Raw genomic sequence first — 19385 nt, 5'->3', positions numbered from 1 at the left:
CTTTTTGTGTTTTAATAGTTGGTATCACCCCACATAGATAATTCCATCACCTGCACGTCATTAGCCTGCGCCCAGGTTTCCTTGCAAACGAAACGGATATACCGTACCGGCTTGGCATCCAGCGGCATGTTCCACTCTTCACCGTTCACATGAGCATATTGCAGGTCTTCATCTGTCAGCTGGCCCAGCGGCAGCCCTGAAGGTTTGATGGATTCGAACGTTCCGAGGTAGATCCAGGTAGAGAAGTCTGCATTTACGTTGGGATGCGGCGAGCCCCAGAGCTCAAATTTCTTCGGGTGTGCGTAGTTGTAGAGCAGGGTTGGCTCGGGCCGCTGGTTGATCTTGAACCTGCTGATCTTGGCCATTTGCCCCATATCAAAAGTAAACTCCAGCCCGAAGTTGGCGAAGCCTGTTCCGCCCGTTGGACTTGCCTCTATCCGGTCGTTCCAGAGGTTTTCTATATACCAGTTGGGCGTGGTGTAGGCTGAATAAGGGATGCCGGGCGGGTTCCACCGCCTGAACAGCTTTTTGTCAAGCGCCTCTTCAAAAAACGGTTTGAAGGTACCGAACACGGTGTCTGTGACATTATTCCAGCGGTCATGTATATATACGCCAAACTCGCGCTCTTCGTCAGAATAACCGCGTACGGCACCAACACCGGCAACGGCCTTGGTGTAGAAATTGGCCGCCTGCGCGTATTCTTCCACGCCGTACCGGATTTCCCGGGTAATAACGGTAACTATTACGTCAGCGCCAAGCTGGTTGGCCCAGTTAAGGCGTATCCCCCCAAAATCTGCCTGCATCTTCATTGTTTCCAAAATGGAAAAGATCGGCGCGTCAAGCGGTGTAATATCTACAGATACGGGTGAAGAGGGGTTCCCGCTACGGTCATACGCCGTCAGCGTAACCGCTTGCGTTTGCGATTTGCCCAAACCCTCCACCAGCAGCTGATTGTCATACACGGAAGTTTTTTGTTCCACCTGTTTGCCATTCCGCTGGTAAACAGCTTTTACATACAGCAGGTCATCATCAGCCGGGATGTTGTAGCGGATGATGGCGCCGCCGGCCACATTTTCCACCGCGGCGCCCGTAACGGGGCCAGGCGGCACTTTATCAACGGCATATTGCCCTATCTGGTCATCTTCCCGGCAAGCCTGCAAAAGCGCAATGAGCAGCGGGAGCAGTAAATATTTTTTCATATCGGTATATTTTTATGATCTGTGTTACCACCCGGGGTTCTGCACCAGCTTGGAGTTCCTGAGCAGCTCATCCTGCATGATGGGCCACAAAATGTCTTTAAGGGTGTAAGGCTTCCGGCCGTAAGTGACCGGCTGATAGAAATCTTCAGAGGCCACTCCTTCCGTGTTCCACCCCATGATGGGCTGATTGTAGTACTCAATAGCCTTTTTCCAGCGGCGGAGGTCCCAGAAACGATGCCCTTCAAACGCCAGCTCAATATTCCGCTCCCGCTGGATGATGTCGCGCATCCCTTCTTTGGTCTGGTACTTGCCGGGATAAATAGAATGCTGGGACCATGATTCCGCCACGCCTTTCAGCCCGGCCCTTACCCTCACCAGGTCAATATATCTCAGCACCTCCTGGTCTGGCGCCGGCAGGCTTTCGTTGAGCGCTTCGGCATACATCAGGTAAAGGTCTGCCAGCCTGATGATGGGAAAATCGAAACGCTTGCCCACAAAGGTTTTCCCGCTGTAGGTAGACAGGTAGTTGCAGAGCTTTTTGATATAGAGCGTGGTGACGGAATAACGGGCAGTACCAATGCGGCCGCCGGTCATAGACCCAAGCCGGCAGTTGAGCGGCCACTGCTGCTTGTCATCAAGCCGCCCGAGGCCAAACCACCAGCCGCCGTCTACTCCCAGGCTGCCGTAAAAACGCGGCTCCCGGTTGAGGTGAAGGTTGGCGGTAACATAACCCGGCTGCATGTAATAGAGATGGTCTTGCGGCGTTACCGCCAGCTCATAACGTTCGTTATACTTGAATTTGGTGTCTTCATTGATGGGCACGCCGTTGCTGGTATAATACATTTCCGCCATTTTGAGCGTGGGCACCAGCCGCTGGAACACCACGTTCTCATGGTCAGGGTGCAGGCGCGGAATAGTGGCCAGCTCCAGGGAAGAGCTGACAAAAGAGGACAAAGACCAGATTCTTTCCCGGTTATACTTGTCCGTCACGATCTGCCCCGGCAGCAGCACGTACCTGGTAGAGTCGGAGATCTTGAGAGACGGATTGTTGAATTCGTATAGCTGGATGCCGGCCAGGTGACAGGTATCTATTGCGTTTTTGCAGGCCACCACCGCCTTGTCCCACTTGCCCGGGTCAAAGGTGGTATTGAAGAGCTTCACGCCCCGGCTGTCTACCATGTTGCCGTAATCCTGGTTGCCGTTAAACAAGGGGCTGGCCGCGGTAACGAGCACCTGCGCCTTGATGGCCAGCGCTATTGTTTTGGTGATGCGCCCCGCTTCCGTAATTTCATTCGTAATGTTCAGCTGCAGGTCAGGAATAGCTTCGTCCAGCAATTCAACAATATAGTTCACTACGTCATCTACCGGCTCCCGGTATACCAGTACTTCCTCCGGCGAGGCGGAAATAGGCAGGTTCTCCCGCGCTATCGGAATGGGGCCGTATTGCTTCATCAGGTAAAAATGATAGAATGCCTTGAGCGTTTTTGCTTCTGCTATCCATTGCTTCCGCTCAAAGCCGTCCAGGTCCCTGGCATTGCCTGCGTTGGCAATAAAAGTATTGCAGTCCCTGATGGCCTGCCACAGTGCCAGCCCGGCCTCAATACCGTGCCAGTTGCTGAAAAGCGGCCGTACAATGTTGTTGCCGTTCAGGGCCAGGGAGTAGGCGTATTGCACCCTGTTGTCAACATCCTGGTGAAACCAGATGTCTTCCCCGGCCATAAACCCTACCTCGTTCAGCGTACCTACCCTGGGTAACCTGGAATAGCAGGTGGTCAGGAATTTCTCCGCACCTACACGGTCTCTGAACGCGTGGTCAAGCGTGGGCACGTTATCCGGGATCACGTCCAGGTACTTGTTACAGGAGGAGCACAGCAGCAGCCCCGTTATGGCGAATAATAATGTTTTTTTCATCAGATTGACATATGACTGGATCATAAAGAACATTGAATACCGAAATTAATGATGCGTTGCAGCGGGTAGCCCAGGCCGTTCCCCGCCATTTCGGGGTCCCACAGCTTGAATTTGCTGAAGCTGAAAAGATTGGCCCCATTGGCGTAGATGCGCAGCTTCGACATGCCCACTCTTTTCATGGCGGCTTCCGGAATGGTATACCCCAGCTCCAGCTGTTTGAGGCGGAGGAAAGTACCGTCTCTCATAAACCACGTGCTGATGGCGCTGTTGTTGGTGTTGGACACGTCAGACAAACGTGGCCACAACGCGTAGATGTTGCGGTCCTCTTCAGACCAGTGATTGTCTGCATACACTTTCAGCAGCTGGTTAGATGAGCCTTCCGCACCAATGAACGGCGCAGTGGCCACAGGGTCAATCCAGAAAGACTCCCGCGCCAGGCCCTGGAAGAAGCAGGAAATATCGAAGTTGCGATACCCGGCAGACAAGCCGAAGCCGTACACGATTTCAGGCGTGGTGGGGTAGCCGATGGGCACCTGGTCCAGCGCATCTATCCTGCCGTCTTTGTTGATGTCTTTAAACTTGATGTCTCCTCCCATTACTTCTCCCGCCTGGGCGGGCGAGTTGCGCACTTCCTTGTCGTCTACAAAGAGGCGTTCCGCCACGTAACCCCATGACTGGCCGAGGGGATAGCCTATTCTCGACTTCCAGGGAGCGGCGCTGTAGTCCGGCTCTTCATAAGTAGTAAAGGCGCTGGTGGCATAGGTAAAGTTGCCTCTGCCGGAGAGGAAAAAATGCTTCGAGAACTGTTTGTTCATTTCCACGGAAAGGTCAAAACCCTTGCTGGTAGCCGCGCCCACGTTTGCCTTGGGCAAGGTTACAAGGCCCATGGTATTGGGAATATGCGAGCGTGTCATCAGGATGTTGGAACGGCTTTCCTTATACACGTCTGCAATGATGTTTATAAACCCGAACAGCCCTATTTCCGCGCTCAGGTTCATTTTTTTGGCGGTTTCCCAGCTGATGTTGCGGTTCTCGTAGCGGGATTCCACGATGCCGCTGGGCGTATAGCCGAACTCGGAGCCGAAGGTATAACCATGCGCCGCGCTGTTCATGTTCACTTCTGAAAGGAAGAAGAACCTTTCGCTGGGGCTGCCGATGGCGTCATTGCCCACCAGGCCGTAAGTACCGCGCAGTTTCAGGTTAGACACCGTTTTGCTGAAGCGCTCCCAGAATGGCTCCCTGGAAATATACCAGGCGCCGCCGATGCTGGGGAAGAACCCGAAACGGTGACTTTTGTAGAACCGCTCGGAGCCGTTGTAGCCGAAGTTGGCTTCCAGGAAATATTTGTTGGCCAGGGCATAAGTAAAGCGGCCCGCCAGCCCCATATTGCGGTGCGGCAGCGAGTTCTGCAGCGTACCGGCGTTGGCCTCCAGCTTGTTCAGCATGGTGTATACCAGCATGGCGTTCACCGTGTTCCGGGAATTGATCTCTTTATCGTAGCTCAGAATGCCCTGGAAATAGTTTTCGGTAGATACGTCTTTCTGGCCTTCCGTATAACCCAGGTACTCCGTACCCACCGTAGGGTTGAGCGCAGTCAGCGTATATGCCCCCGTGTTTTTATCGTAAGTGCCTATGTTGTAGTAAAAGGGATTGTAGTTGCGCGTTACCGTATAATAATTGTAGCGCGTGGTATTGTACATACCGCTTGCCTTGAGGCCTTTGGTGATGAAGCTCAGATCTTGCTTGAGCTCGAACTGCGCCAGCATCATGGCATTGGTATAGTCACGGTAGCCCCTCATCACGTCTGCATAGGGATTGCTGTACTGGCCGGCATCATAGTTGCCGAACAGGATGTGCCTGGTGGAGAGGTTGTTGGCATCAGGCAGGTAATAAGCCGGGTAGAGCACCGGGCTGGTACGCATGATCTGCTTGTATACGTCAGCACCGCCGTTGATGGGGCCGCTGTAGTCAGACCAGGTAGTATTCAGCCTTACAATGGCCTCCGTAGTTTTGGTGAGGTTGATGTTCACATTGGAACGGAGGCCGTAAGTTTTCAGGCTGATATTGTTATTAAAATTATTCCGCTTGTCTACTTTCAGCAAACCGTTGTCTTTATTGTAGGTGGCCGCCACATAGTACCTGGCAACCTTGCCGCCGCCGCTCACGTTGAGGTTAGCCCGGTTGTTGATCACGTTGTTCCTGAGCAGCATTTGCTTCCAGTCTGTAGCCGGGTACAGCAAGGGATGCAGACCGGCTTTGGTATTGGCTATCTTCTCCTGGGAGAAGGGCGAAAGCCCGCGCCCGCGGGTGCGTACCGCTTCGTTAGCCAGCTCCATATATGTTACCGGGTCTGCCAGCTCCGGCTCCCGGGTAGGACTTGAAATAGAGTTTTCCAGGCGCAGTGTTACGGAGGCCTTGCCTTCCTTACCTTCCTTGGTGGTGATCAGTATAACGCCGTTGGCGCCCCTGGCGCCATAAAGCGAGGTGGCGGAAGCGTCTTTCATAATAGAGAAGCTGGCAATGTCATCTACCTGCAGGCGCGCCAGCTCGCTGGCGGGTACTTCTACCCCGTCTACCAGTATCAGCGGCCGGTTGGAATACCCGAAACTGGTAACGCCGCGGATGAAAAAGTCCGCATTGTCCTGCCCCGGCTCCCCGCTGCGCTGGTACGCCACCATGCCGGCAATGCGGCCGGCCAGGGCCGTAGTAAGGTTGCTGGACGGCACCTTCAGCTCCGAAGGTTTGATGGTGGTTATAGCGCCCACCACGCTTTCTTTTTTCTGCGTGGCAAATGCCACTACCGTTACTTCGTCAAATGTGTCTTTTTTTCTTTTCAGCTGCACATCCAGCTGCTTGCGGCCATTGACCGGTACAGACAGCGTTTCCATGCCGATGAAGGTAAACACGAGTTTGGCGGCCGCCGGCGCCTCAATGGAGAACCTGCCGTTCTCGTCCGCGATCACACCTTTTGTACTGCCCTCAATAGTGACGGTAACACCGGGAAGCGCGTTACCTTCCTCATCTGTAATAACGCCCCTCACCATCTGCTGCCCGGCCGCAACCTGGGCCATGGCAACGTTGGCGGTTATGAGCATCCCCGTCAGCGCTATACAGCAGCAGGACAAAATGTGCCAAATTAGTCTAGCATTTTTCATATGTATACATTCAATAATGTCTCAATAAAATATCCCGCCGGAACATACCTGTCCTGCAGGGGCAAACTGCCCCCTTTCTCCAAGCTGGCTGTCAATAAAAAAGCTAAAAATGCCTGTTACCCCCTTGTCATGTCTAGCTGTTGATTTCAGTTGATCTTTCTAACGTGGTACGTCTTTATACAAGCGTGATTATAAACCTCTGAAATTAAATATGGCCAAATTTATTCCAACTATCCGGCCCTTTTGTATACTATCAATTATATTTTTAGTACTATTTTTCACGGGAAATCATAAAAAGAGCCCCATGGGACTATGGGGCGGCGTCAGGGGTATTATATTGGGGGAGTCTACCGTTCCAGGACCTTTTTCAGTTGCTGCAAGTCAGCCAGCACGGTGGCCGCATCTTTCTCAAAAGCCTCATTGGTTGTACCGGGCAGGCGGTACACGGTGAAAATGATCTCGCTGCCTTCGTTATTTTGTAATACACGAACAGGGTTGTACACTTTCTGGCCGGAAGGCAGGGTTACCTCATGATCTATAATGCCAAACTCGTTCCTTCCGGTAAACTTTACTTTGACTTTACCCATCGGGGATTCCATCAGCCACTGATCTCCTTCCTTTTTGACCGTGCCGGTACTTAGCCCGCTTGCCCACTCCGGCAAATGCTGCGGGTTTGATGCAAAGTCATACACGTCCGCTACGGGGCGGTTGATGGATACGCTGACATGCCTTGCCACGTATGTAGGGTGCTGGGTTTGTGTGGTATTGTTTTCCATTTTATGGGTTGAGGGTTTGCAATAAATATGGTACCCCGAATTTCCGACAAAAAATTTACATCTCAATTCAGCATTACCAGCACCGTTTCCAGCGTATACATCGGGAAATACTCCAGGAATTCGAAGATGGTTACAGGGTCATTCTTGCGCCGCCCTTTCGCATCCCTGATGGTGGCCAGGTCTCTCCTGGCTTTACGTTCGCTTTTGCCGGTGATTTTCGCCACATCTTTCGGGTAAATCACCAGCCGGGGCAGCCACGGTAATTCTCGATTTTTCATAGCAATCAGTTTACGGCCAAAACGGCCATTTTGGTGTTTTTCGGTCAAATCGGCCAAAACGGCCAAAATGGCCATTTCGGCCAAGGGTTCTTATAAGCGGGTTTACATTCGTGGTGTAATTACAATTTTCTTCTCTGACCGGTCGGAACGCCTTACGGGCATGGCGTTTCAGAATGCCCTTTTATTCATCTTTTAAAACTTACAATTATGTCTAAATCAAGTTTCACTATTACGGAAACCAAAGGTGGTATTTCCGTAAAGAAAAAATCAAACACGATGGCAAATCTCATTGAAAACGATCTTGCCTTCGAACGCACCAGGGAAAACAATGCCGAGTTCGGCAGGGCTGGCAAAGCCGCTTCATTGTTCCTGGACGCCTTTTCGCCGATATTGCCTTCGCACATTACAAGAGGCGCCTACCCCCGATTGCAGAGCGCGTTTTTTGCGGCACTGCAACAAGACCCTGAAAACGAACGGGGCGAACGCCAGATAGCCCTGGGCGATCTGGAAAAGCTGCGGCGTTTTGAACTCAACAATGCCTATAAGCTTAAAAGTTACAGGGTGCAGGAAAACATGGCTCTTATTGACCGTGCTACCGGTATCCTGAAGGTAAATCTTCCAGCTTACGTGCCTTCCAATTTTAAAAGGCCAAAAAAATCCACACATTTGAAAATGACCATCGGTGGTGCGTCTATTGACTTCGTGAACGAGCGTTTCACCAACGCATTTATGGCCACGGACTTTGTACGTATCAATAAAACCCCTGTGGAGGGATTTAGCCTGGAGGTCAATCTGGAGGCCAACAGTGTTCATCCGCTGTTTATGCTGTTCAGCATTGAGTTTCATGAGGTCATGTTCGGCAAATCTGGCCGGTTCAGGAACAAGAAATATGATGCAGTGCAAATAGTTGCCGTATCTCCGCGTCCATAACCGCGCCGTAAGCCAAACCGCAGTTAAGCAGGAATGATGTAACATCACTCCATTTGTTTGGCCGCCCCCTGCATTTTGCAGGGGGCTTTTTGCGTATGCAAAAAAAAGCCTGCTCCCATATGGAAGTAAACATTTTATCATCCTGTAACTTGCTTAACGTACGGTTTGATAGAATTTCTCCTGGTAAGACTGACCTATGGGGATCTCTGTTTGCTGTATAGTGATAATATTATTGCTGATGGTCTCAATTTCGGTGAGAGCTACAATGAAAGAGCGGTGTACGCGCAAAAAATGGCCTTCCGGCAGTGTAGCCTCCAATTCACTCAACGGCGTAGAAGATTCCAGGCAGCCTTCTTTCAAATGCAGTATGGACTTATACCCCTCTGCCTGTATATAGCATATGTCTTTGTGATCAACTTTATAAAATTGCTGCCTGCCCACTCCCCTGATAAAGCTGCAATCCGGCCGCGCTACCGGAGAAGCCGGTGCAGCCGGCCTAAGCACCTCCAGGGCCTTACCTGCAGCCATCAGGAAACGCTGATAGGTGACCGGCTTCGCAATGTAGTCCGTCACACCCAGCTCATACCCCTGCAGGGCATACTCCGCAAACCCGGTAGTGATGATGAACCGGCTCTTTCCACCGGCCATCCTGACAAAATCGGTTCCATGCAGCACCGGCATGTTCAGGTCAAGGAAAACAAGCTCCGCACGGCCTTCCATTACCCAGGCCAAAGCTTCATGCGGGTCCGTACTTACGTCTACAAGTTCCAGGAAGGGAGTTTGCCTGACCATGCCGGCAATGTGATCAGCCGCTTTGTGCTCATCATCAACTACAATACAACGGATTGGTGAAATTGCCATATATACCGATTTTTAAAGGATTATCTGCAAATTGGTAGTATATACTTCCGCCTGTTCAGTAATTTTCAACGTATGCTTTCCGGGGTATATTAATGCCAGCCGCCGCCTGATGCTTGGCAAGCCCACTCCCCCTGTCGAGTCTTTGTAGTTGTGCTGTGCAATTATATTTTGTACCGTGAGCCACAGGGTGTTCCCTTCGGTTTTCAGCTGCACCCTTACTGGCCGCTGCGGGTCGGTGACCACCCCATGTTTGAAGGCATTTTCCACAAAAGGCATCAGCAACAGCGGCGGAATTTGCAGATCTTCGTTACTGCCCTCTACCTCTACCTCAGCATGAAACCTTGGTCCGAAACGCATCCGGAATATTTCTGTATAATTCAGTATGTGTTCTACCTCTATACTCAGTGGAACCAGCCCATCGCTATGAATCCTGATGGCATACGTCATCAGGTCTGCAACTCGTTTCACCTGCAAGGCCAGTTCTTCAGACACCTCAGCTGCGCAGATATAGAGGTTATTCAGCATATTAAGCAGGAAGTGGGGGTTAAACTGCATCTGCAGGTAATCCATCTCCATTTTTTCATTTTCCTTTTCCAGCAGCCGGTTTTCTCTCCTTTTTCCTGACCATGCCTGTATGCCCCATACTGCGCCGGCAAGAATAACCAGCGTTATCACCTTTTCGGACGCATACATGGTTGTGTCTCCGTATGTCCTTATCGTTGGCGGCAAACCGGCTACCAGGTACACGAACCTGTGCAAAACGAACAGGCATAGCCAATACAGTGGAGGAACTATTACCAGCAATACCGGTGTGAGCCAGCGTTTACCCTTCCGGTTGAGACATGGCCAAGCCAGCGAGTAGCAATAGTAAAACATCACGATAGTGCTTGCCGGAGTAACCAGCATGGCCCAAAAAGCTACGCCATCCGGCATAGGTCTGGGCAAAACCATCCAGAGCGCCAGCGCCCAGAGCAATATGTGAATCGATATGTGTATCCAGCGTTTCATGCAAGCAAATGTAAAACAGGAACAAACTCGTTCGGCACAAGTCCGGCGAAATGTGCTTTTCAGCTAATGAATCCCCCTTTATCGTTCATGAACATCTAAAACACGGTCAGAATTTTGGCGGTGCCTGCTCCTGTTTTCGGTTCTTTTTCGCCAAAGCGGTCGGGGACGCCCGGCTCAATGCCAATGGCCAGCACATAGGAAACCGTCCTCGAAGAAGATTTTTCCAGTTGCATGTCAATAACGGTCTCTTCAGCAGATGCTTCTGCATGTTGCCATTCGGCAAAGCTGAAATGAGTAGCTCCAGCATCTTTGCAGTCAAAAGCGTTGTCTTTGAATAATACGTCACTTATAGGGCCAAGGGAAAAAATAAAGCGATAATAAGGTGTTTTCCATGGCAGATGCAGGTTGACCCCAGGCACCGCCTTCGGGATAATAATACTGGCAGTGGCATTCTTTCTGTTTGTTTTTACAACTACCGGCGCACGGAATACACCGTCGAACGGGCACTCCAGGTTAAGATTAAAACCATCTAACATATGCCTGAAGCGGGAAAGCCTAATGTTTCGTTCTCCCCTTTCCCCCATTTCATCCAGTACTTGAATCTTCTTTGCCAATGAGGTCAATGCGCTTGTAAAACCGGAATCTCCAAGGTGGTTAACCGGGTACATGGCGGCCCTGATGCCCGCTGTAAACATGGAACAGGCGGCAAACTCGCTATTATTCTGCCGCGTACGTTCAAACTGGGGTAATGAGTTGATTTGCTGCTTTGTGGGGCCGCCGCTTCTTCGTAAAATGATCTCGTCAGAGTCTTTCCTTTTGTAGATGGAGTACTTGCCGTTCTTACCCGAAAAATCAAACAGACTTTTGAACTTCGCCATGATGTTTGGGATTTAGGTAGTTAACAATCGTTTTCCATTGCGGCGAAATTATATGAAAATTGTTTTCCAGCCAAGAATGAGTTGTGTCTATATAGAGACAAGATATAGACAACTGGAACACAAGATATATACGGGATATACACGGCTCATATACGAAGGAACATTGAAGGGTGACCGATGTCCGAACGACGTTTTACCAAGGATAATACGACTCGTTTACCACTATTTACCGTATTTCACAAACCACTTTGTGAAACAAAAAATTTAGTCACTGATATGAAAAAAAGTTAAATTACATGTAGCCAGCCAGAATCGAGAACCAAGCTTTGCAATTGTTTGTTGTTTTAATCCTAAAATGTTACCTGATGTTAGTATCCCGTTCCTGGTTACCCGTCATTAGCGTTATCATGCTTCTTTTCGCTTGTTCCAGAGGTATTGAAAACGTTGAAGTAAAAGCGCCTTTTCATCAATTTGCCACTCTAAAAGACGGCGCTGACGAAAGACTTGCTCCGTTCATGGACTCCCTGCAGCACGTGGAAAAACTGCGCCCCTTCATGGATAGCGCCGCCAATGCCTATGGTTATCCCTTGTGGGAACATGCGGTAATAGGTATACAGAGTGGCGGGTTAATGGTACTGGCGCCTATGGTGCGTAACGGAGGCTCACGCGTCTCTGGCCTGATAGCGTTGAAAAATAACGGGAAGTTCAGTGTACGGATTTTTGATGCGGAGAAGCCGGGAAAGTATGGATACGGCAAGGGCCTCAGTGCGCGAAATGTTTTCATTGCGGCAGACCTGTTTAACCAGCGGGCGTTTGACCACGACGGGGCAGCCATTAATGACCCTTGTATGATGTCTCGTATGGAAAGGGCGTATATCACGGGTGCACGGATGGCGAAGCCGGGGATGACGATTACTTTGACCGCGCGGGAAATTGTGGGGTATGTTGAGACTTGCTATTATACAACGGTTTGTACGGGTGATGGGAGCGGAAATTGTATTGGGGAGGTGGTGGTGCAGAGGGATTGTATTTTGTCAGCGGTTTGGGTAGATGACAACAGCGGATATGATATGGGTTATAATCCTTATCCCGATGACTATTCATTTGGTCAAGGAAATGGAACCGGGGGTACTCCCACGCCTTCCAATGATTGTGATGGGGCTTTTGGAGAAAATGAGCAAGAAGCCTTGGCGGCCGTTCTTCCACCGTCAAAGCCCATTACGGATGTGACCAAATACCTGGGATGCTTTTCATCAAATAAGGGAGCGATCATTACCTTCTTTGCAGATCAACCGCTAGCTGGGTCTTCAGAGCCGTTTAGTATGAAAGAGAAAGTCGGCCATGCGTTTCTGACAATAGAACAACTTGACAATGGCAATATAACAAGAAGAACTATTGGCTTCCATCCAAGCGACGCCGTATCCCCTTTTCTTTCCAAAAGCAGCGAAAGCCTGCTTGGTGACGACTCAAACGAGCCATATGATGTGCGTCTTGACGTGTCTGTCACGCCTGCTGTATTGGAGCACGTCTTAGGTCTTATACAAAATTACAATCCAACCTACCACCTTGAAAACTATAATTGCACTAATTTTGTTCTAGATATTGCTGACGCCTGTGGCGTTAAGGTAAATCGCACAAAAGGGTCATGGGTTGTAGGTTCAGGACTGAATCCGGCAAATTTTGGAGAGGATCTCAAAAAAATGCGTGGAGCTGTTGCAGGCCCTGGAAAATCCAAAGAAAACGCAGGAAACTGTAATTAGAACTAGCAATGAAGAAGATACTCTTTACAATCCTTGTTTCTGTTCTCTACCTCCAGGTACGTGGACAATCTCCGGCTAACGATGAAAAGACGATAATGGAGTTCCTCTCCTATGTTGCAACCAAGAACTGGAGCCTTTTTGACCGGCACACTATGCATTTTTTCGACACTTTAACAGATCGCCATCTTATATTTTATAAAAACGATACGACAAACCTGAAATTCCGGAGACAGTATGTTTTAGCTGAATTAAAACGGTTGAATAAACAGCTTCACCAAGTAAAGAAAAAAGACTTGCAAATAGTTCCCTATAACGATGCACCGGATTCTTTACAAATTATGCAGCTTAGCCCTTCATACAGGGATAGATCATATATAGCATTCGACCGGACCGGCTCATTTAGACGCTACTTTTTGATGGAGGAAGGCAAAATAGACGCGTTTGTACTTTGGGGAAAAACGGCCTTCGCAAAGCTAAACTAAGCCGGGGCCTACTCCTGAAACGTAAAATCAAATAACTCTTTCGGGTGAACTTCAAGACCTTTGGCTATGGCATAGACTATCGAAAGAGTAGCACTATGCTCTCCGTTAATAACCCTATAAACCTGTTTGGTTTCAATACCTCCCAGGGCTGCTACGGTTTCGGCGTTTTTATTACTCTTTGCCATCAATTGCTTTAAATTCTCACCAAAAGCCTTCAGGTAAGCATCGTTACGTACTTTCATCCAATAAAAATGGAAAAGATGCGAAGAATATAATTGTCAAATTTGACAATTATAAAATTTACCCTTAAATTTGTACATGTGGTTTGGGTATCGAGATAAAGTCTGCGTTGCAATATTTGTACTTATATAAATCATGAAAATATGAAAAAGGCCATTGTTCAACCCTCCTGCCTTTCAAGCACAACAATAGAAAACTTAAAGGATACTTATCCCTCCGTAGAGGAAGCTCAAAAGCCTCTCTGGGAATTGCTTGTTGCAGCTATGGGAAGCCAGCATGCGGACATGTGGAATGGGATGGACAGAGCCAACCTTCTACTCTATTATGAATTGTTGAGCGATCTCATTTCGAATATATACAATTCCAATAGCTAAGTAAGAAATCCCTCACCTGATCCGCAGGTACTAATCATCGACAGATTAAATTCCATTTGAAGATTATAAACCAATGATTTGCCTCAACTTCAGCTTCTAGTATTCATCCTGCTCCATCATATCCTTGAAGCATCGCGCAAAATGTCAGAAACAGGATAATTGATTAATGCCACATCCTAGTCACCCAGCAGCTCAGAAAAAGTCGCCTTTGAAGGCCCGCTAACTCAGCCGCCTGCCCCAAAGACAACCTGCCAGCCTCATACAGCTTGGCAGCCAAAAAACGCGCGGTTTCCCTTGGGTCCAGTTCCACCTTTTCAGGCACATGCAAAGTTATTGTACTCATAGTTTTCCTTTTAAAATGACCGCGGACTTACCACAGCATCACTTCAGTTGAAGATACAGCGAAGAACTGCCCACTCACCCCACCGCCCCCGGCTTCTGCCCCGCATTCCCGCTCTCAACAATCGCAGCAATCCTCTTCTCCCTGGTTTCCTGCCGCTGCGCCAGCACCAGCCAGCGGAGCACCAGCTTCTTGTCTGAACTACTCAGCCCGAGAAAGAACTTTTCCGCTTTCCTGTTTTTCCGGAAGGCTGCCTGGAGGTCTTCCGGCACTTTGAGTTGCTCCACGTCATCCATAATAGTCCAGTAACCATTGGCTTTGGCCACTTTGATGCTGTTCTGCCCCGCGGGCATCATCAGGCCGTCTTTGACCAGTCTTTTCACCCTTTCCTTGTTGATGGGAGACCAGGGGCTTTTAGGCTTGCGGACGGTAAATGACTGGATGAAGTGAGATTCGTCGTAACTGCGGGTAGTACTATCTATCCAGCCGAAACAAAGCGCTTCCTCAACGGCTTCGTGATACGCCAGCCCCTGCTTCTCCGCGTTCTTTTTTGCGATCATTACCCAGATGGTAACACCTTGCCGCAGATGGTGCTCTTCCAGCCACTCCCTCCATTTGGCGCGGCTGCCAGGGTTGATGATGGTGATTTCTCTAGACATACGGTTGTTTTGAAACAGACAATTATTCCCCTTTCAACACCTCAAGATAATGCGGGTTGTACATAATGCCCAAAACATTCCCGAAAGGGTCTATAACAGCGGCGGTCACAAACCCGGCAGTGCCGCGTTTCGTAATAGGCTCAAACTCCCTGGCGCCCAGGGACAGCAGCCTTTGGAACACGGCTTCAATATCGTCTACATGCCAATAAGTGATAGCGCCGCCGGGGCCGGGGGCCGCTTTTTTAGGGGCGTATTTCCGGTCAATGAAGCCCAGTTCATGCTGGTAGTCCCCTATCCGGAACTCAATGTAAGCGGGTGCGCCTGTCTGGGGAAAAGCGAAATAGGCGTCTATGCCCAGGAATTCCGCATACCATTTTTTAGCCGCCGCCAGATCGTCTGCGTAAAAGTTGACGGTGGCCAAACCGCGCAAGGAAGGTGTTGTTGCCATGTTTCTTTCTTTTTTTGATGATAGTCAAAATTAAAAAAGGTTCGTGTCAACCCTATGTCAGTAGCACGCATGTTTATGCAGTACAAAAAAGTTACGAGGAGTTCGAAACCATGGCTGAAAAAATTCTTGAAAAATGCCCATAACAACCTTTCACTCCGCCCACTTCAACCTGCCGTTCTCATCATATTCCCCCCACCGGCGTAATGTGCCGTCTACATTAAACTCCTGGTATTGTCCAACCGTGCGCGATTCCCGAAACCGTGATATGTAGTTAATCAGGCCGTTGGGGTAATAATTGATATTGATCTTGATGCTGCTATCTTTATCATTCACCCATTCGCTCTTGATCCTCCCTAACCTGTAATATTCCCTGGTGATCACTGGCGTTCCCTCCTGGTCATATATATTTTCTAAATGAACTTGTATCCTGCTGTACTCGCTGTTCAAAGAGTCCGCCGTTTTATAGACTACATCTATCAGCATCCGCCGTTGGCGGTCAGACAGTGTAGTATCGTAATAGTAACGGGAAACATTATACTTTTTTCCGGCCCGGTAATAGCTTTCGAAAGACAGTTGCCCACTGGGATAGAACCATTCTGACTTGCCGTCAAGCTTACCATGCAGGTAATGTTCAGATGCATATAACTGTCCATTGGCATGCCAAATCTTCCTGGAACCATGCAGCTGCCCTGACAAATAGTGTTCTTCCAGCTCTTTTTTACCGGAGGGATAATATACGGTATGGGAGCCGTCAGGGTGCTGCTGCACTGTATGCCGGTACAATGATCGCAGTTTTTGCAGGTCTCCTATCCCCCTGAGAAATTGCCAGTCTCTTTCTCCCTGCTGGTTCTTATACCTGATATTCCGGTCGCAGGGTTGAAGCAGCAACTTGCCGTTGTGCATAATGCCAAATAGTATCCATTCTTCCTGGTCTGATATGCCGATATCGCAGGAGGACATTTTATCGGACTCGAATATGCTGTCTATCCGGTCGCCTTTGAATAATTCTATGATCTTGAACTGTACCGTCCCGGTGTGCGCGCTTCCGCGGTCTCCGGCGTCCGTCACAGATACGTGGGCAATAAAACTGTATTTGTTTAACTGGGAAATGGAATCAAGAACTGGCAAGGAGATGCATCTGCAGGCATGGGCCGGCTGTCCCCATACGAGGCTGCAGAGGCTAAACAATAGCAACAGGTGTTTCATGGAATAAATTTAGCAGAAGGATGCTATATTAGCAGCAATTCCATAAAAAACATGCAATAAAGGGCGAAATTAAAAAAGGCTGGTGTCAACCCTATGTCAGCAGTAAAAAAAGGGGCTGCCAATAAATTGACAGCCCCTGCTCAAATAATTCTGATCAGCTACTTCACCACTATCCACCGGTTCAGGAAATTATCCGGTGTTTCGATCACTATCTTGTAAAAACCGGACTGACCTGCATCAATCACGGCTTCCTGTTTGCCGACAGGTACTGTGGTTTTCAGCACGTACTGGTCACGGCCGCCTTCCTTGAACTGGTTGGTTGTGGCCAGCCATATCTTTGCATTCCCTTTCCGGCCGGTGGCCTTCCAGGTTACTTTGATCTTCCCGTTTTCCAGCCTGGCGCCGGGGTGCGTGGCGGCTACGGGGCCGGTGAGGGGGATGCCGTCTACTTCCATCAGCTGCTCACGGGGTATTTTTACGCCTAAATAGCTGGCAATGGAGGGCATAATGTCTACTATGCCCGGATGGCCGGTTTTAAAGTAATTGTTCAGGCCCTTGGCATTGGTAACGATCCAGGTGCTCCGCTCGCGGTCAGACTGGCCGCCGTGGTGTTTGCCGGTGGCACTGTCACGCCCATGGTCTGTGGTGATGTAGATCACCCAGTCTTCCCTGAATTGTTTTCCGCGGTACTGGATGGCTTCCCAGAGGCGGCCCATTTGTTTATCCATCAGGTCTACGGCGCGGAAGAATTCGGGGCTGTCGCCATAACGGTGACCCATATCGTCCGTAAATTCCAGGTACACCCAGGAGAGGTCGGGCGCTTCCTGGCGGATGTAGCGGGCGGCCTCGTTTGTTACCGCTTCATCTATGAGGTGCATGTACTCCTTTTTCTTGTCGTGCGGGTATTTCACCGTGTCCAGCTCCAGGCCGTCGAAATGATAGTCCAGCTGCAGGTTGCCCGTGGCCGGCAGGCCTTCTCCTACCAGCTTGGTGCGGTTGTCCAGCCAGCTGGAAAAAATAGCCGCTTTCTTTTGCGGGTATTGTGTTTTAAAGAAGCGGAAAATAGTCCAGTAGTTATAGTCCGGAGCGGCAATGTCATTGTCCCACACGTTGTGCTTGTTCACCCAGGTACCGGTCAGCAGGCTGTTATAGCCTACCGCGGAAATGGTGGGCGTTTGGGAATACCCGCCTTTCTCGCCGCCTACGTACGCGCGGGTATAACCGCCGGCTTTGGCAATCTTGTCCAGGTGGGGTGTGGGTTGTTTTTCGATCACATCAGCGGCAATACCGTCTACTATCACAAATACCGCCTTTTTTGTTCTTTGCGCCTGCAGTCCTGTAACACAGGCAAAGCATACGGCTATTAAAAATCCTTTCTTCATGTTATCTGAATGTCTTTATTATTGCAAGATCCACATTACGCCGTTGATATTATCCCCATCGGGATACTGGCTTTTCACCGCATTTTCCACGTTTACGCGGTTGTTGGTAAACTCATCATTAGGGTACATCCAGCGTTTGGGCACAAGGCCGCCGTTCAGGATGCCCGAGCCGGTTACGTCAAAGGCAGGAAAGCCTGTACGTCTTTGTTCGTAAAACGGCTGCCAGCCGGTATTCATAAACATGCTGACATACTTTTGCGTGATGATCTGCCTGATCTCGCTACCCGGTTGTAAAGCTACAACAGGCTGGGCAAGATAGTCATTGATCTCGGTAGCGGAGTAGGCATTGCCGAAATTGGAGAACTCCAGGGAAGCCCTGATGCCGTTTTTGTAATAGGTGTCCGCATTGCCGGTGATCCAGCCGCGTACTACCGCCTCAGCCAGTATGAACTGCAGCTCGGCATAGCTCATCAGCACGCTGGGCTCATTAATGGCCTGGTAGGCATACCGGTCATGGATCTGGGAGGCATTACCCGCTCCCCTCTTGGCGGTATTCTGGGCCAGGGAAGCGCTGCCCCGCAGGCCGTCATAGGCATTGAAATCTTTCACCGGGAGGCCGGAAGAAGGTTTGGGCTTGCCAAAAACGAACAGGCGGGGGTCTTTCAGCTCCTGCAGGATATCAACAAAGGTGCTATCCAGGTAATAGTCCGTTTTCATGGAGTTGTTGTTGAAATAAGGATACTGGTTGCCCGTGATGTCATAATAAGGCAGCCGCCCGTTATCCGCGTTAGACGCCATTAACGGGTATTTGGCAGGATTGGAGACGATCTCGCTGAAACGCTGTTTGATGTTTAAAGAGGCCTCTCCTTCCTTTTTAGACAAGCTCATCAGTACCCGCAGCGTATAGGAATTGACCAGTTTTTTCCATCTTTCAATATTGCCGCCGTACACCAGGTCTCCCGTTACGGCCACTTCCGCGGCTGACAGGGAGTCGCTGGCAATTTTAAGTTCGTCCAGCACACCACGGTATACATCCTGCTGCTTGTCATACGCCGGCCTGATGGCGGCGGTATCTGTTACGTTATTGTAGCGGATAGACTGCATCATTTTTGAATAGGGAATATCCCCGAAGGTCTGCGTCATGTTCACAATGAAATAGGAAGTAAAGAACTTGCCGATGTACCGGTAGTTCTGCTTACCGGTACGGGCGGCCTCCTGTTCCATTTTCACCACCTGGCTGATGTTGCCATAGCCCATGCCGCTGCGTTGCCAGCCGTAATACTGGGAATTGCTCACGCTTTGCGTATACACCAGGTACCTGGAAGCCAGGGCGGCGTCTGCGGATATGGTGGAAAAGGCCGTTCTTTCAATAGCAGGCAGCAACAGTGAAGGGTCTGCTATGGTGGGATTGTTCGGGTTGATCTGGAAGTCCTCAAACTTTTTGCAAGAAGCAAAACCGGCAACCAGTAACAGGAACAATAATGTATGTCGTTTCATC

At 49.8% G+C, this 19385-nt stretch carries 18 protein-coding genes; 4 read left to right on the top strand and 14 right to left on the bottom strand.

All coding sequences use genetic code 11. The features are described from left to right. Positions 1–11: 11 nt before the first annotated feature. The 5 genes from ABDW36_RS20345 to ABDW36_RS20325 form a co-directional block, all read right to left on the bottom strand. Positions 12–1199 (bottom strand): DUF5000 domain-containing lipoprotein, encoded by a 1188-nt coding sequence (locus ABDW36_RS20345; RefSeq protein WP_343703758.1) that lies wholly within the window; start codon positions 1197–1199, stop codon positions 12–14. A 24-nt stretch (positions 1200–1223) separates the two neighbouring features. After that, entirely contained in the window at positions 1224–3110 is a 1887-nt protein-coding gene (locus ABDW36_RS20340) for a RagB/SusD family nutrient uptake outer membrane protein (protein ID WP_343703757.1), read from the bottom strand. Between the two features lie 20 nt (positions 3111–3130). Beyond that, positions 3131–6235: a TonB-dependent receptor gene (locus tag ABDW36_RS20335; RefSeq protein WP_343703756.1), complete on the bottom strand. Its 3105-nt coding sequence runs from the start codon at positions 6233–6235 to the stop codon at positions 3131–3133. A gap of 377 nt (positions 6236–6612) precedes the next feature. Then, on the bottom strand, positions 6613–7041 hold the full coding sequence (locus ABDW36_RS20330) for an SRPBCC family protein (protein WP_343703755.1): 429 nt from the start codon (positions 7039–7041) through the stop codon (positions 6613–6615). A 62-nt stretch (positions 7042–7103) separates the two neighbouring features. Next, positions 7104–7319 (bottom strand): hypothetical protein, encoded by a 216-nt coding sequence (locus ABDW36_RS20325; protein WP_343703754.1) that lies wholly within the window; start codon positions 7317–7319, stop codon positions 7104–7106. Between the two features lie 207 nt (positions 7320–7526). Between ABDW36_RS20325 and ABDW36_RS20320 the strand changes: the two genes are divergently transcribed. Continuing rightward, positions 7527–8249 (top strand): hypothetical protein, encoded by a 723-nt coding sequence (locus ABDW36_RS20320; protein WP_343703753.1) that lies wholly within the window; start codon positions 7527–7529, stop codon positions 8247–8249. Between the two features lie 153 nt (positions 8250–8402). Here ABDW36_RS20320 and ABDW36_RS20315 read toward each other — a convergent pair whose 3' ends face one another. The 3 genes from ABDW36_RS20315 to ABDW36_RS20305 form a co-directional block, all read right to left on the bottom strand. Continuing rightward, the gene (locus tag ABDW36_RS20315) at positions 8403–9110 is read right to left on the bottom strand and encodes a LytTR family DNA-binding domain-containing protein (protein WP_343703752.1); all 708 of its coding nucleotides are present in this window, start codon (positions 9108–9110) and stop codon (positions 8403–8405) included. Positions 9111–9122: 12 nt separating this feature from the next. Beyond that, complete coding sequence (locus ABDW36_RS20310) at positions 9123–10118, bottom strand: histidine kinase (protein ID WP_343703751.1); 996 nt, start codon at positions 10116–10118, stop codon at positions 9123–9125. A gap of 95 nt (positions 10119–10213) precedes the next feature. Continuing rightward, entirely contained in the window at positions 10214–10996 is a 783-nt protein-coding gene (locus ABDW36_RS20305) for a hypothetical protein (RefSeq protein ID WP_343703750.1), read from the bottom strand. 365 nt (positions 10997–11361) lie between these two features. On the opposite strand from ABDW36_RS20305, the gene ABDW36_RS20300 reads away from it, so the two are divergent. Beyond that, the gene (locus tag ABDW36_RS20300) at positions 11362–12756 is read left to right on the top strand and encodes a hypothetical protein (protein WP_343703749.1); all 1395 of its coding nucleotides are present in this window, start codon (positions 11362–11364) and stop codon (positions 12754–12756) included. Between the two features lie 8 nt (positions 12757–12764). After that, on the top strand, positions 12765–13238 hold the full coding sequence (locus ABDW36_RS20295) for a hypothetical protein (protein WP_343703748.1): 474 nt from the start codon (positions 12765–12767) through the stop codon (positions 13236–13238). Positions 13239–13246: 8 nt separating this feature from the next. Here the strand turns inward: ABDW36_RS20295 and ABDW36_RS20290 are convergent, their stop codons facing one another. Beyond that, complete coding sequence (locus tag ABDW36_RS20290; RefSeq protein WP_343703747.1) at positions 13247–13480, bottom strand: helix-turn-helix transcriptional regulator; 234 nt, start codon at positions 13478–13480, stop codon at positions 13247–13249. A gap of 141 nt (positions 13481–13621) precedes the next feature. On the opposite strand from ABDW36_RS20290, the gene ABDW36_RS20285 reads away from it, so the two are divergent. Beyond that, positions 13622–13852: a hypothetical protein gene (locus ABDW36_RS20285; protein ID WP_343703746.1), complete on the top strand. Its 231-nt coding sequence runs from the start codon at positions 13622–13624 to the stop codon at positions 13850–13852. Positions 13853–14269: 417 nt separating this feature from the next. Here the strand turns inward: ABDW36_RS20285 and ABDW36_RS20280 are convergent, their stop codons facing one another. The 5 genes from ABDW36_RS20280 to ABDW36_RS20260 all read right to left on the bottom strand — a co-directional run bounded on the left by ABDW36_RS20280 (position 14270) and on the right by ABDW36_RS20260 (position 19384). After that, positions 14270–14851, bottom strand: coding sequence for a YdeI/OmpD-associated family protein (locus ABDW36_RS20280; RefSeq protein WP_343703745.1), 582 nt, complete (start codon positions 14849–14851; stop codon positions 14270–14272). Between the two features lie 22 nt (positions 14852–14873). Further along, positions 14874–15299 (bottom strand): VOC family protein, encoded by a 426-nt coding sequence (locus tag ABDW36_RS20275; protein ID WP_343703744.1) that lies wholly within the window; start codon positions 15297–15299, stop codon positions 14874–14876. 150 nt (positions 15300–15449) lie between these two features. Next, positions 15450–16505, bottom strand: coding sequence for a hypothetical protein (locus ABDW36_RS20270; RefSeq protein ID WP_343703743.1), 1056 nt, complete (start codon positions 16503–16505; stop codon positions 15450–15452). 158 nt (positions 16506–16663) lie between these two features. After that, complete coding sequence (locus ABDW36_RS20265; protein ID WP_343703742.1) at positions 16664–17887, bottom strand: alkaline phosphatase family protein; 1224 nt, start codon at positions 17885–17887, stop codon at positions 16664–16666. A gap of 18 nt (positions 17888–17905) precedes the next feature. Continuing rightward, on the bottom strand, positions 17906–19384 hold the full coding sequence (locus ABDW36_RS20260) for a SusD/RagB family nutrient-binding outer membrane lipoprotein (RefSeq protein WP_343703741.1): 1479 nt from the start codon (positions 19382–19384) through the stop codon (positions 17906–17908). Between the last annotated feature and the right edge of the window lies 1 nt (position 19385).

It is taken from the genome of Chitinophaga sp. (assembly GCF_039596455.1).
Lineage (GTDB): Bacteria > Bacteroidota > Bacteroidia > Chitinophagales > Chitinophagaceae > Chitinophaga.
Note: the sequence above shows the minus strand (reverse complement) of the source record. Positions and strands in the feature narration are given on the sequence as shown.

Bases quoted from the DNA above. Each gene is read 5' to 3' on its own strand.
- ABDW36_RS20345 (WP_343703758.1), bottom strand. From the start codon at position 1,199: ATGAAAAAATATTTACTGCTCCCGCTGCTCATTGCGCTTTTGCAGGCT.
- ABDW36_RS20340 (WP_343703757.1), bottom strand. From the start codon at position 3,110: ATGAAAAAAACATTATTATTCGCCATAACGGGGCTGCTGCTGTGCTCC.
- ABDW36_RS20330 (WP_343703755.1), bottom strand. From the start codon at position 7,041: ATGGAAAACAATACCACACAAACCCAGCACCCTACATACGTGGCAAGG.
- ABDW36_RS20325 (WP_343703754.1), bottom strand. From the start codon at position 7,319: ATGAAAAATCGAGAATTACCGTGGCTGCCCCGGCTGGTGATTTACCCG.
- ABDW36_RS20320 (WP_343703753.1), top strand. From the start codon at position 7,527: ATGTCTAAATCAAGTTTCACTATTACGGAAACCAAAGGTGGTATTTCC.
- ABDW36_RS20315 (WP_343703752.1), bottom strand. From the start codon at position 9,110: ATGGCAATTTCACCAATCCGTTGTATTGTAGTTGATGATGAGCACAAA.
- ABDW36_RS20310 (WP_343703751.1), bottom strand. From the start codon at position 10,118: ATGAAACGCTGGATACACATATCGATTCACATATTGCTCTGGGCGCTG.
- ABDW36_RS20305 (WP_343703750.1), bottom strand. From the start codon at position 10,996: ATGGCGAAGTTCAAAAGTCTGTTTGATTTTTCGGGTAAGAACGGCAAG.
- ABDW36_RS20300 (WP_343703749.1), top strand. From the start codon at position 11,362: ATGTTAGTATCCCGTTCCTGGTTACCCGTCATTAGCGTTATCATGCTT.
- ABDW36_RS20295 (WP_343703748.1), top strand. From the start codon at position 12,765: ATGAAGAAGATACTCTTTACAATCCTTGTTTCTGTTCTCTACCTCCAG.
- ABDW36_RS20290 (WP_343703747.1), bottom strand. From the start codon at position 13,480: ATGAAAGTACGTAACGATGCTTACCTGAAGGCTTTTGGTGAGAATTTA.
- ABDW36_RS20285 (WP_343703746.1), top strand. From the start codon at position 13,622: ATGAAAAAGGCCATTGTTCAACCCTCCTGCCTTTCAAGCACAACAATA.
- ABDW36_RS20280 (WP_343703745.1), bottom strand. From the start codon at position 14,851: ATGTCTAGAGAAATCACCATCATCAACCCTGGCAGCCGCGCCAAATGG.
- ABDW36_RS20275 (WP_343703744.1), bottom strand. From the start codon at position 15,299: ATGGCAACAACACCTTCCTTGCGCGGTTTGGCCACCGTCAACTTTTAC.
- ABDW36_RS20270 (WP_343703743.1), bottom strand. From the start codon at position 16,505: ATGAAACACCTGTTGCTATTGTTTAGCCTCTGCAGCCTCGTATGGGGA.
- ABDW36_RS20265 (WP_343703742.1), bottom strand. From the start codon at position 17,887: ATGAAGAAAGGATTTTTAATAGCCGTATGCTTTGCCTGTGTTACAGGA.
- ABDW36_RS20260 (WP_343703741.1), bottom strand. From the start codon at position 19,384: ATGAAACGACATACATTATTGTTCCTGTTACTGGTTGCCGGTTTTGCT.